This window comes from Blautia sp. BIOML-A1 (assembly GCF_009883055.1).
Lineage (GTDB): Bacteria > Bacillota > Clostridia > Lachnospirales > Lachnospiraceae > Blautia_A.
In genome coordinates this window covers 251,542-264,368 of the sequence record NZ_WWVR01000001.1, presented here as the reverse complement: position 1 = coordinate 264,368, position 12,827 = coordinate 251,542, and the positions used below count along the sequence as shown (strand labels likewise).

The 12,827-nt window shown below is 53.8% G+C and carries 13 protein-coding genes; 2 read left to right on the top strand and 11 right to left on the bottom strand.

The genetic code is table 11. The features are described 5' to 3' along the window. Nucleotides 1-10: 10 nt before the first annotated feature. Entirely contained in the window at nucleotides 11-5,920 is a 5,910-nt protein-coding gene (locus GT674_RS01300) for a phage tail tape measure protein (protein WP_161283993.1), read from the bottom strand. A 198-nt stretch (nucleotides 5,921-6,118) separates the two neighbouring features. On the opposite strand from GT674_RS01300, the gene GT674_RS01295 reads away from it, so the two are divergent. Both GT674_RS01295 and GT674_RS01290 read left to right on the top strand, forming a co-directional pair. Next, nucleotides 6,119-6,442 carry a type II toxin-antitoxin system Phd/YefM family antitoxin gene (locus GT674_RS01295; protein WP_118574005.1) on the top strand — a complete coding sequence of 108 codons (324 nt, stop codon included), beginning with the start codon at nucleotides 6,119-6,121 and terminating at the stop codon, nucleotides 6,440-6,442. Next, complete coding sequence (locus tag GT674_RS01290) at nucleotides 6,439-6,774, top strand: type II toxin-antitoxin system RelE family toxin (protein ID WP_118574007.1); 336 nt, start codon at nucleotides 6,439-6,441, stop codon at nucleotides 6,772-6,774. Before GT674_RS01295 ends, GT674_RS01290 begins: the two co-directional genes overlap by 4 nt. Before the next feature lie 197 nt (nucleotides 6,775-6,971). Here the strand turns inward: GT674_RS01290 and GT674_RS17060 are convergent, their stop codons facing one another. From GT674_RS17060 to GT674_RS01245, 10 genes are all read right to left on the bottom strand, one after another. Continuing rightward, on the bottom strand, nucleotides 6,972-7,136 hold the full coding sequence (locus GT674_RS17060; protein WP_192925956.1) for a hypothetical protein: 165 nt from the start codon (nucleotides 7,134-7,136) through the stop codon (nucleotides 6,972-6,974). After that, nucleotides 7,133-7,513: a hypothetical protein gene (locus GT674_RS01285; protein WP_118578281.1), complete on the bottom strand. Its 381-nt coding sequence runs from the start codon at nucleotides 7,511-7,513 to the stop codon at nucleotides 7,133-7,135. Before GT674_RS01285 ends, GT674_RS17060 begins: the two co-directional genes overlap by 4 nt. Nucleotides 7,514-7,579: 66 nt before the next feature. Further along, nucleotides 7,580-7,900: a hypothetical protein gene (locus GT674_RS01280; protein WP_161283992.1), complete on the bottom strand. Its 321-nt coding sequence runs from the start codon at nucleotides 7,898-7,900 to the stop codon at nucleotides 7,580-7,582. A 58-nt stretch (nucleotides 7,901-7,958) separates the two neighbouring features. After that, nucleotides 7,959-8,336 (bottom strand): HK97 gp10 family phage protein, encoded by a 378-nt coding sequence (locus GT674_RS01275; RefSeq protein WP_161283991.1) that lies wholly within the window; start codon nucleotides 8,334-8,336, stop codon nucleotides 7,959-7,961. Further along, entirely contained in the window at nucleotides 8,311-8,667 is a 357-nt protein-coding gene (locus GT674_RS01270; protein WP_161283990.1) for a phage head closure protein, read from the bottom strand. The genes GT674_RS01275 and GT674_RS01270 overlap by 26 nt, the downstream gene beginning before the upstream one ends. Beyond that, complete coding sequence (locus GT674_RS01265) at nucleotides 8,667-9,005, bottom strand: head-tail connector protein (protein WP_118524254.1); 339 nt, start codon at nucleotides 9,003-9,005, stop codon at nucleotides 8,667-8,669. Before GT674_RS01265 ends, GT674_RS01270 begins: the two co-directional genes overlap by 1 nt. Nucleotides 9,006-9,031: 26 nt before the next feature. Further along, nucleotides 9,032-10,237: a phage major capsid protein gene (locus GT674_RS01260; RefSeq protein ID WP_118496677.1), complete on the bottom strand. Its 1,206-nt coding sequence runs from the start codon at nucleotides 10,235-10,237 to the stop codon at nucleotides 9,032-9,034. 57 nt (nucleotides 10,238-10,294) lie between these two features. Continuing rightward, nucleotides 10,295-11,194, bottom strand: a complete 900-nt coding sequence (locus tag GT674_RS18205; RefSeq protein WP_161283989.1) for a head maturation protease, ClpP-related — start codon at nucleotides 11,192-11,194, stop codon at nucleotides 10,295-10,297. Further along, entirely contained in the window at nucleotides 11,191-12,588 is a 1,398-nt protein-coding gene (locus tag GT674_RS01250; protein ID WP_243149012.1) for a phage portal protein, read from the bottom strand. Before GT674_RS01250 ends, GT674_RS18205 begins: the two co-directional genes overlap by 4 nt. Further along, entirely contained in the window at nucleotides 12,588-12,827 is a 240-nt protein-coding gene (locus tag GT674_RS01245) for a holin (RefSeq protein WP_243149011.1), read from the bottom strand. Before GT674_RS01245 ends, GT674_RS01250 begins: the two co-directional genes overlap by 1 nt.

The window sequence follows — 12,827 nt, the reverse complement described above, 5'->3', positions numbered from 1 at the left end:
ATCTCCTCCTTTACTTGAAGACCGAATCATCCTCATGGATCATGCCGTTGATCTTATCGGCAACAGTCTGTGCGAGTTCATCATCGTTCCGGGCATTGTAGCCATTGACCGTGATATACACACCACCAAGGTTGGTCGTCCGGGTCGTACCGCCTCCAGCCAGAGCGGCCTGCGGGAAGTTCCATCCTGAACCATCGAAGTGTGGCAGAGTCAGTTCCGGCAGGCTGAAGGAACTGATGCCCTCCATTCCCTGCTGCACCTTTGCTGCCATCGACTTGATCTGGCTGATCAGTCCACCCTCGCCTTTCTTGATGCCGCCGGAAAGCAGCTTCATAAAGTCGGGCATATAGGTGTCCGCATCTGCTAACGGTCCTTCATCCGGCACCGAGAAGTGCAGGAACGAACGGATACCGCTCGCCACACTCTTGACCGCATTGCCGACCCAGCTCACACCCTTTTTGATGCCTCCTGCGATACCGCCAACGATGTCCTTGCCCCAACTGACTGCCGAGGAAGCCACGTTCTTGATACCGCCCCAGATGGACGATGCCACGTTTCCGATGGCAGAAGCCGCATTGGAAATACCGTTCTTGATGGCGTTTACTCCATTCGAGAATACCGAAGTGACCTTGTTCCAGATATTCGTGACTCCTTCCCGGAATCCATCGCAGTTTTTCCAGAGAGCGGTCAGTCCAAGACCGATGCCGCCAACGGCTGCCACTGCGATACCTGCAGGACCGGCAAGACCGGCCAGTGCTGTACCTGCGGTTGCGAGGAAGCCACCTGCAGAGCTTGCTACTCCTGCAAGGGCTGTACCCGCACCAGCAGCCAGACCGGATACAGTCGTACCCACAGAACCGAGCAGACCAGAAAGCGTTGTGCCGACTGTCCCGGCAATACCCCCCAGCGAAGAACCGATAGACGATACGATACCGGAAAGACTGCCGCCTAAACCGCCGATCTTCGATACCACACCAGAGAGCAGCCCGCCCAGATTCGACAGAATTCCCCCACCGCTGGAGCCAAGGCTTCCCAGCTTCGAGATGATGCCGGAGATTCCCTCTCCCAGACCGCCCATTTTGGAGGTCAGCCCGGAGATCAGGTTGCCAAAGTTCGACACGATCTGACCGCCATCTGCACTGCCGATCTTCGACAGGAAACTGCCGATGTTGGACAGCAGACCGCCTCCGTTTTCGGAGCCAAGAACATTGCCGAGGTTCTGCAACGTACTTCCGAGGTTTCCAATGGTGTTCTTCATGGAGCCGAGCTTGTCCACAAGACCGGTGACCGTATTGACCGTGTCACCGACCTTGCTGATGCCGTTGCCCAGGCTCTTTAGGAAATCCGAGTTGAAAGTATCGCCAAGGCTGCGGATCGCATTTCCAAGGGAACTGGTCTGAGAGCTCAGTTCTCCAATGGAATCCTTCATATCCGTAAAGCCCTGCTTCACTTCATCGCTCATACTGCCGACTGCAGTTTTGGTGATACCCTGCAGGTCAGTCCAGAGCTGCTGGAACTGTGTTTTCAGCCCGGAAAGCCCGGTCATCAGCTGGGACTGGATACCGCTGCCCACATCCCTTGCAGCACTGCCGATACCACTTTGGCTTCTCTTGATCGTGGAGGCAAAACTGCCAACCACAGAATCCATCCAGTCGCCCAGCGAATCCACCGGGGTTGTGAGATTGTCGCTCATTGAACCGGCAAGCCCCTGCACCGCTTTCACTACCGACTTGACATTTTTCTTAATGCCGGTCGCCAGCAGCTTCATGAAGTCTGGCATATAGGTATCTGCATCGGACAGAGGTCCTTCGTCTGGCACGGAGAAATGCAGCAGACTTCTGACCCTGCTTGCGACATTTTCTGCCGCTGCGATCACGGAACCGGCCGCTGCCCGAACACCTGCTGCCATCTGGGAACAGATATCTGCGCCCCATCGGTATGCCGAAGAAGCAATCGAACCGAGCGAGTTAAAGCTGCTCCTGATACTTGCGACACCAGAAGAAACCGTGCTGCGCAGGCTGGACATTGCCGAAGACACCGTGGACTTGATGCTGTTGAAGGCAGAGGTCGTGGTGGATTTCAGTGTGTTCCAGCCGCTTGTGACCGTACTGCGAACTGCGGATACAGAGGAAGTTGTAAGACTCTTGATGCTGTTCCATGCAGTCGTGATGACCGTCTTGATACCATTCCAGCTGGTGTTCGTCAGAGTTTTCACTGCGTTCCATGCGCTTGTCATGGAAGATTTTACAGAAGCAGTTGCCGAAGTAGTCAGAGACTTGATTCCGTTCCATGCTGTGGTGATAACACTCTTGATACCGTTCCAGCTGGTCGTTGTCAGCGACTTTACCGCACTCCATGCACTAGTCATGGAAGATTTGACAGCTGCTGTCGCAGAGGTCACATTGGATTTCACCGCCACAAAGCTGGTCTGGATGGTGGTCTTGATGCTGTTCCATGTGCTCGTGGTACTGGTTGTAATGGAACTCCATGCGGATCTCATCGCGGCACTCACACCTGCCGTTCCGGTCTTCACCGTCTGGCTGATGGCCGCCCAGCTCTTACTGTATGCCTGCTCCACTCCCCTCATGGAGTTGGTGATGGAAGTAGACAGCGTGGTGGACAGATTCTCTGCCGCCGCAGTTACAAGGCTGGTGTTGGTCGTGATGCCGTTTGCCAGTCCCTGCATGAAGTCCGGCATCCAGCTTTCCATATCCGCCAACGGTCCTTCGTCCGGCACCGAGAAGTGCAGGAAAGACCGGATACGGTCCGCCACTCCCGATACGGCGCTTGCCACATCCTGAATCCTCGACTGGATACCGGACACAATGTTGCCGATCATGTCCGAGCCCCACGAGAATGCCTGTCCAGCCAGACCCTTGATAAAGGAAACTGCACTGTTAAAGCCGTTCGTGATGGTGGACTTAATACCGGAAATGGTAGAGGAAATCCCGGATTTCATCGAGTTAAAAGCTGTGGTCGCCGCGCTCTTGATGCTGTTACTGAGGGACGAAACCGTAGACTTCATGGCATTCCAGCCGGAAGAAACCACCGATTTGATACCATTTACCACACCGGAGATTTTGCTGCTGATGGCGCTCCAGATGGAAGAAACCGTGGACTGGATTGCTGAAAGGACAGTCGAAATGACCGTCTTGATTGCATTCCATGCCGTACTCATCCGGGTCTGAATGCCAGTCAGCAGCGGAGACAGGAACGATACAATAGCGTTCCATACAGTTGTCACCGCGGTCTGGATTGCAGTCAGCACCGTAGAGATGGCTGTCTGGATCGCGGACCAAACCGTAGAGAAAGTCGTCTGCAATCCAGTCAGGATCGGAGTCACAAAGGCGACGATGGCGTTCCAGATGGAAGTGATCTTCGTCTGGATCGCAGTCAGTGCTGCGCCGATCAGGATCTGAATTGCCTGCCAGATGGTTTCAAACAGATATTTGAACGCATCCAACAGAGGTTTCATGGTGTTGTAGATGCCATTCCACACCGAAGTGATCGTCGTGCTGATGGTGTTCATGACCGTAGAAATCGCAGTCAAGATCGCCGTCCACACAGTTGTCACCATGGTATGGATCGTATTCAACACAGAAGAAACGGCTGTGGAAATGGCAGTCCAGATGGTGCTGAAGGTCGTCTGGATACTCGTAAGGACAGTCGTAAAGAAGCTCGAAACTGCAGTGAACACAGTCGTTGCCACACTTTGGATAGCAGAAACTGTGTTTGAAAAGAAGCTGCTGATTCCGCTCCACACGGTCTCAAAGAAGCTCTTGATACTGCCCCATACCGTCTGCCAGTCCGTACCGAACAGCCCAAGAAACACATCCAGTGCGCTCTTTAATGCGGTAAGAGTCGTAGAGAATACAGACTTCACGCCATCCCAGATACTGGAGAAGATACCCTTTGCCGCTTCCCATGCACCGCTCCAGTTGCCGGAGAACACATTGGAAAAGACATCGAACAGACCCAGTAAGGTATCCAGAACAACGCCAAGGATGGTGGCAATATTCTGGAATGCTCCCTCGAACAGCGGTGCAAGCACCTGACAGAATCCATCCCAGACAGCTTTCAGTACCTCGGTGACATCCTTAAAATCAAAGCCCAGCCCGTTGATCCGCTGTGTCAGCTGGTCGCAGAAGCCTTTCACCTTGGAAACGATGTCGTTCCAGATGCCGGTAATGGCAGTACGGAACTCCTCGTTCGTATTCCAGAGGTTCATGAATGCTGCCACCAGCGTGCCGATGACCGACACCACGGCTACGACAGGCCCAGACAGACCACCCAGAACCACACCCAGCTTGCTGAACACACCGCTGGCACTGCCCACATGGGTGATGAGAAGCCGGACACCCTTTGCAAGAGAACTGAATCCCCGCATCGCTGTGCCGACGGTCGATATAGTCTTACCCAGTACAATAAGCAGCGGACCAATGGATGCCGCCAGGAGTCCGATCTTGATGATCGTTTCCCTGGTACTTTCATCCATGCTGTTCAGTTTATCCACGAACTGCTGCACGGCAGATACGATCTTGCGGATGGTGGGCATCAGAATGTCGCCAAAAGAAATAGCCAGCTCCTCCAGCTGAGATTTCAGGATGGTGAGCTGACCGTTTAAGTTGTCCTGCATGGTTTCTGCCATGCTCTCGGATGCGCCGTCACAGTTTTCAATGGCACCACGCAGTTTGTTGATGTCCATCTCGCTGGAATTCATTAGGGCAAGGAAACCGGACATCGCATTCTTGCCGACCAGTGCCTCTGCGTTGGCGGCTTTCTCAGATTCCGACAGCCCGGAAAACGCCACACGGCAATCCGCAAGGATGTCGTTCAGGCTTCTCATGCTGCCATCTGCATTGCTGGTCGCAATCGTGACCTCTCCGATGTTTTTACCGACAAAGGTCACTTCACCGGAAAGGTTATTCATGATGGTACGAAGGGAAGTACCAGCCTGCGAAGCCTTGATACCACTATTTGCCATCAGACCGATGGCTTCTGCGGTATCCTCTGCCGAGAACCCAAGCGCACCGGCGATAGGCGCACAATATTTGAACGTCTCGCCCATCATGGACACATTGGTATTTGCATTGGAGGAAGCGGCGGCAAGAATATCCGCAAAATGTCCGGAATCCGAAGCCGACAAGCCGAAAGCGGTGAGGGCATCTGTGACGATATCCGAGGTCGTGGCGAGGTCTTCACCCGAAGCGGCCGCCAAATTCATGATACCCTCAATGCCGCCCAGCATGTCGGAGGTTTTCCATCCGGCCATCGCCATATACTCCATCGCAGAGGCGGCCTCTGATGCGGAAAACTTGGTCTTCGCACCCATCTCACGAGCCTTTGCTCGAAGCTGGTCAAAGTCATCCCCGGTCGCACCGGAAATGGCAGATACTTTGCTCATTTCAGCATCAAAGTCCGCTGCTGTTTTCACCGCTGCTGTACCAAGACCAGTCACAGCTGCGGTCACAGGCAGGAACTTCTTGCCGACATTCTCCACAGAAGATCCGATGCTCTGGAGCTTTTCTCCGGCTTCATCGATCTTGGCAAGAGTCGCATTCGTGGTCGCCGCCTGGTCCTGTAAGGATCGGAGATTCTGTTCGGTCTCCACGATCTCACGCTGGAGGGCATCGTACTGCTGCTGGGTGATCTCACCGTTGGCAAGCTGCTCATTGGCCTGCTGTGCGGCAGTCTTCAGCGTTACCAGCTTTTCCTTAGTGGCTTCAATGGCATCCTTGAGCATCTTCTGCTTCTGGACGACCAGTTCTGTATTGGAGGGGTCCAGTTTCAGGAGTTTGTTGACATCCTTCAGTCCGGACTGCGTCCCCTTGATTGATTTGTTTACACTTTCCAGTGCTTTGGAGAGCTTTGTGGTATCGCCGCCGATCTCAACGGTGATGCCCTGGATTCTGGATGCCATTTGCGTAACCACCTCCTTGCAGGCATGAAAAAAGCCCATCTGCACGAGCAGACAGGCTAAAGTAATAAAATACTATTGGCTGTGTATCAAAATCAGCCTTTCAGCATACAATATATTTATCAGTAAATTTATCGACCAACCGGTTGATATTTTTGCAAACATGTGCTATAATGCAATCAAAGAAAGGAGTTGACGATTATGGCTTCTGTTATGAGTGCTATTACTAACACTGTTCCAATCACCCAATTCAACCGTGGTCTTGCCGGAAAAATTTTTGAAGATGTCAAGCAGTGCGGTGCCAAGGTTGTTATGAAAAACAATGCTGCCGAATGCGTTCTCATCTCCCCGGACGAATATGTCCGTTTAATGGATGAATTAAATGACGCTCGTCTGCTGGCTGTTGCTTCTGAACGTATGGCACACTTTGATCCCACCTCTTTGATTTCTGAGGAAGAAATGAACCGCCGTCTTGGTGTTACAGAAGACGACCTCGCCGGTTTTGACGAGGTAGAAATCGAATGAGCTGGAAAGTTGAATATCTCCCTGAAGCAGAAAAAGACCTCAAAGGTTTAGATGGTAGCCAGCGCAATCTTGTTCTGAAAGCCATCAAAAAAGTTCAGCAAAATCCTCTGCCTGTTGATGAACAGGGCTACGGCAAACCGCTCGGCAATCACAACAGCACTAACCTTGCAGGACTTCTGAAGATCAAACTCCGCTCTGCGGGTCTGCGCATTGTCTATCAGCTTCGACGCACGGAGACATCTATGATGATTATTGTCATTGGAGTCCGTGCTGATGAAGAAGTGTACGAACTTGCCCAGAAGAGAGTCCTCAAGCACGAAAAGTCCGATTGACTTTCTCTGCCTAAACGACTATGCTTTGATAATGATCAGGTTTCGGTAACCTTGCGAGGTCCGAGGCCGGGAAGATGACCTTTAGGCCACCTTCTTTCTCCCCCAGTTGTGCACGGCTGGGGGATTTTTTATACCTTGCTGCCAGACGACCGTGCTTATTTCGTTCACAATATAAGCACGGTCGTCTGGTTTTTGCTTTAGAACCGGTCGAAGTCCGACTGACTTGCCAGCTCTTTGTAGGGATAGTCGTCATTCTGCCGTTCTGTGAACATATCATTGACCAACCCGATGGTCAGCAGGTCGAGGTCGGCGATGCTGATACCGAGCTGTACACAGCGCAGCAGAAAGAGCGGGGTGGTCATTTCCCGCTCACTTTTGCGAGGTTTTTTCTGGATTCCACCTCCGTCTGCACATTCAGACCCCACAGTTCGATCAGCTGGGGCAGAATCTGGTAGATGGAGAATGTGTTGAACTGGTCCAGGAACTCCTCCGGGCTGTCCGGCACCTTTGCCGGGTCTGCATGACGGGCCATCAGCCATGCCAGGTCCTCGAACATTTCCAGACTGAACAGGTCGAGGTTGGAATTGTCCTCATCGTTCTCTCCCACGCTCTTTTCCAGCTGGCGCAGGTCTTTGTAAATGTCACGGCCGAACTTGATGCGGTACAGACGCGGCACGGCGGCACTTGCCTTAAAGGTGACTTCCTTGCCATCGATCTCAATTTTCTTCGTAACTGCCATAATCGTAATCCTCCAAAATTTCATGTAAAATTGGCAGAGCCGAAGCCCTGCCGTATATCGTGTTTCTTACTCTGCCGGGTCAATGCTCACCAGTGCATTACCGCCGCTCACAGTAGGCAGCTTTCCATCCCACTTCTGGATCTTCTGGTATTCGATCAGCGTATCACACAGGCTTTCTGCCAGTTTGCGGTTTGCCTCTGCCTGTGCTTCTGCGGCAATGGAAGTCTTCTGGGCTTCCGCCTCTGCATTGGTGATCGCCACCTGCTTATCCGCTTCTGCCTTGGCAATGGCGGCTTCATTCTCGATCTTCTGCTTATCTGCATTCTGCTGTGCAATGGACTTCTGCTGGATCAGGGCTCTCCCCTTCTGCGAAATGGTCATACGCATAAGGAAGTCCCATCTCTTCCACCAGAGCTTTTACTTCTTCGTGGGTCATTGGTTCCTCCTATTTCAGTGCCTTTTCGGTCAGGGACTGGAGCTGCTCGATACCTGCCTGTTCAGCCGGAGCGATATGCGGTCTTCCCGCCACACGTCCGCCGCCACGCTTGGCATGACCTTTTTCCAGCAGATGTGCCAGCTGGTAGCGGTTCTTGGAATGCACCACCATCTGAAGGCTCTGACTGGATTCGGACTGCTTGGTCGCCACCCAGCTTCCTTTGTACGCGCCTGTCCGGGACGGTGCATTGGCCGAAATCTGGTCTTTGACCGTTTTGGCAGATTTGCGGACTGCCTTCTTGACTTCGGTGGAGGCAAGGGTCGCATATTCTTTTAAGCCCTCATTGATGGCGTCTGCCATCTCATCGATGCTGACGGTTCGGCTCATCCGGCTGCCTCCTTTCCAGTCTGCAATGAATCTTCAGGATTTTCTTCTGATAGTTCATCGGGTCAACAGATTCGATATTGTAGAGCTGCTCCCGAAAGCGGATGCGGAAACCGGTGGAAGTCAGACCTTTGGTCTCACTGCACCAGCGTACCGAGAACACCACGCTCTTCTGTTCGGCTGTGACCTCACCTTCTTCTTCCTGCGCCTGATAGGTCGAGGCGTAGGCAAAGCAGGTGAAATATTCCTCCCATGTGTTCCGATGGTTTCCGACCTTATCAGTCACGACCGTGCTTTTCTCGATCGTGATCCGCTCATTCAGTTTCTCGATCATCAGAACACCCCCTCCCTCACAGCAAACAGAATGGAACGAAGCGTCAGCATCAGCTGCTTATGGTCAGCTTCGTCCCGGTGCTCATAGAGATACCCCAGTGCATACAGAATCGCCACACGGCAGGTGCTGCGCAGGGCTTCCAGTTCCCTTGTGGGCTGTACTCCGTTCTCGGCATCCCGGTCAGCGGCATTGACTGCCTCCCACTGGTCTTCCGAAAGACGTCCCACGTCCTTGCACATCTGCTCCGCAGAAGATAAAAGGATGCCGATCAGGGCATCCTCATCACTGCTGTCCACGCGGAGATAGGTCTTCGCTTCGTAAAGCGGGATCAGTGCCATAACCGGCTCCTCCTTTCCTGACTTTCTTAGCCCTGCGGTGCCATCTGCAGAAGCTGTACAGCTTCGGGCAGGATCAGCTTGCCATCCACACGCTGGGTGGTCAGGAAACCGACCTGATCAGTACGGGCATACAGCTCGTTCAGACGGCGGAAGGTGCGGTTCTGGCGGTCAGCCACCCAGTAGTAGCTGTAATCACCGAAAGCCATGACCTTGCTGCCGCCCTTGATCTCCGGCATGAAGGCAGAAGTCTTCAGCGGACGGTTCAGCAGGGTATCAGGCTTACCGATCTCCAGACCCGGCTTCCAGATATAGTTGCCGTTGTTGTCCTTGATGGTCATCAGCTGCAGCACCAGGGCTTCGTTGCAGAGGAACTGTGCCTTCTTGCGGTACGGAGCCTTCAGTGCATAGTAAAGCTTGAAGATCTCATCGAAGGTAACGGCATCCTTCTGGGCAGCGGTCACACCGACCTTGGCACCACCAGTCTCAGCCAGCAGACCCAGAGGCTTGCCCACACCGTCACCGGTGATAAAAGCGCGCTCCTCTGCGTTGCCCATACGCACACCGAAACGGCGGGCAATATAGGTGGCAAGGTCGAATGCGGAATCGTTCAGAAGCTCATTGGAGATCTTGATCATAGTGCCCAGCTTGTACGCAGACAGCATGGTCTGACCGAAGGTGGTATCGCTCTCCGGGATCTCCTCACCCTCATCGATCCAGCTTGCCTCACCGGTATCCTCTGCGATGGGGATTTTACGGGTGCCGGAGCTGGTGCGGATAACGGTCGCCAGACCACGGAAGATGTTGTTCTCCTCCAGTGCCTCCACCAGCTTCTTCTCGAACTCATCGGGAACGGTAAAGCCGCCCTCGGTGTCCTCACCCACAGACAGGGCATTGCGGACCTCGCCGTAATGGCCGCGGTTGCGGATCATGTTCCAGAAGTTCTCGGCATACTCGGCAGTGGCAGTCGGCTTGACATCCTTCTTGGCACCGTTCTTCGGGTCAGCGTGGACAGGGCTGGAAGTCGGTGCGGACAGCTGTGCCTCGATCTGTGCCTGCTGCTCCAGACGCTCGATCTCAGCACCCAGGTCCTTGACCTCCTGTGCCATCTTGTTATACTGCTCCACGGCCTCAGCCTTTACCAGACCGTTCTCGCCGCGGTTCTTCTCCAGAAAGTCCTTGGTCTGCTCCCAGAGAGTGTTGCGCTTGGTGCGCAGTTCCAGAATCTTACTCATAGTGTTTTTCCTCCATAGATTGATTTGTGGTGATATGAAAAACAGCCTGAATGCACATCACTTCATGCACTCAAGCTGCTTCATCAGGATATTGTAGGGGATGCTGCCATCCTCGGTCTTGCCGTCCATGTCAAGGACAGGTCCCGGATTAGCGGACGGCTCTGCCGGAGGGGTCGGCTCTGCGGACGGTTTCGGGTCAGCAGGCGGCTCCTTCGGCTCAATGTGTTTCTGACCCACATCTTCCGGTTTCACACCCAGACGGTTCAGGACGATTAAATCCATCTGACGGCTGGAGAAAAGGTGCCCTGCCGTATCCTTCTGGAACGGCTTCTTTTCTTCGCCCTCGCCCGGTTCACTGTCGGGGCCTTCTTCCGGATTCTCCGGGTCTGCCGGGTCACTGTCCGGCTCCTCCTCTTTCTTTGCAAAAAGAATCTCGTCTGCAAAGCCCAGTTCCACCGCCTTCTTCGCATTCATCCAGGTCTCATTGCTCATGAGGTTGGCGATACGGGCGTGGCTGAGGCCGCTCTTCGCTGCGTAGGCATTGATGATACTTTCCTTGACTTCGGTCAGCACTTCGATGGCCTTTTCCATGTCCTTGGTGTTGCCCATTGCAACAGTGCTGGGGTCATGGATCATCAGCATGGCAACAGGACTCATCTGGACAGTATCACCGGCCATTGCCACAACAGATGCCGCAGATGCCGCAATCGCATCGATCTTGACCGTGATGCTGCCCTTGTAGTCCTTCAGCATGGTATAGATCTCGGCAGCGGCGAACACATTGCCGCCCGGAGAGTTGATCCAGACGGTCACATCTCCCTCACCGGATTCCAGCTCATCCCGGAACATCTGCGGCGTGATCTCATCGCCCCAGAATGATTCCTCATCGATGGGGCCTTCCAGCCGGAGGATTCTGGTGTCGTCACTGTTTTTGATCCAGTTCCAGAATTTCTTCATCGATTTCTCCTTCCATTTTTCCGTGGCTTACTCTCACTCAGCCGGTTATCGCTGTCAGGTTCTTCTTCCGGGTCAGGCTGTGTTTCTTTCGGCTGATTCTGCTGGACTGCGGCAGCTTTATTCTGCTGCGCCACGCCTGCATCTTTCAGCTTCACATAGCCGCCGTTCAGATAGTAGTCATCTCCACCTTCCTCTGCCGGGATCAGGTCCATGTTCTCCAGACGATGCACATCATTAGGAGAGAGGAAGCCGTTGCTGATGCCGGTTGCATAGCCGTTCATCCGGCTCTGGTAGTCGCCACGGAGCAGACCATCCACATTGAATTTCGGGAAGTAGGTATCCTGCTCCTCTTCCAGCAGCAGATCCTTGATGATGCCCTGCTCAATGCGGACAAGCCACGGGGTCAGGGAGTGCATCACGAAGTTCAGCGACTGGTATTCAATGTTGGAGAATGTGGCTCTGGACAGATCGGCTACCAGATGCGGAGGCACACGGAAGATGCGGCAGATCTCCGTCACAGAAAACTGCTTCGTTTCAAGGAACTGACTGTCCTCCGGTGGCAGAGAGATCGGTTTGTAGGCCATGCCCTCTTCCAGCACAGCCACACGATGGGCATTGGAAGCACCGCCATAAGCCGTTTCCCAGCTATCCCGGATACGGTTCGGGTCTTTCACAACGCCGGGATGTTCCAGCACACCACTGGGCTGTGCGCCGTTTTTGAAGAAGGAAGAACCATACTTATCCACAGCAATGGATGTGCCGAGGCTGTTCTTCATCATGGCAATTGGTGAGAAACCAATCAGACCATTGAAGCCCAGACCCGGCACATGAAAGATCTCGTCCCGGCGGAAGTAGAGGTCTTTATTCTGCTCTCCCGGAACTTCATCCGTGTATGCGTGGTAGATATAATAGAGCTCACCGCTCTCATCCCGGTCGACTTCGACATTTTCCGGCAAAAGCGGATACAGCCCCAGCACCGTGTTCTTGCCATCCCGGACGATCTGTGCGTAGGCGTTGCCCCAGAGAAGCAAGTGAGTCATCAGCGTTTCCCAGAAGACAAAGGATGTCATCTCTGGGTTGGGCTGGCGATACAGAATCTTGTACAACGGATGATCCCGCGCCTTTTCCTTGTTGCCGTTATCGTCTGTCATCCGGTACAGATGCAGCGGCAGTGCCGCAATGGACTCCGCCAGCAGACGGACACAGGCATACACAGTCGGGATCTGCATGGCGGCTTTCTCATCCACCTGCTCCCCGGCATTGGAACGGCCAAACACAAAGGTCTGCCCGGAATCTCGGACGTTATCCGTGACCTGCGGCAGACCTTCTTTTGGCTGTTCTGTTTTGGGAGAATCCCTTGGGTTCTCAAACCCCATCCATTCCCAGAATCCCATTAGGCCTTATCCCCTTTCTCCAGTTCCGGCAGACCGGCAAGGCTGGTACCGAGGGACGCAACACCCGCCACGATCACTGCACTGCCGACCGCCGTCCAGTCCACAGTGCCGCCGGGCATCTGTGTCACGACCAGAGCCGCGCCGGTCTGGAACATCGTCTTTGCAGCACGGATGCCGGCTGCCTTCCACCATTCTGCACTCATCAGATACTTCATAGCTTTTTCCTCCATCTTTTTCAT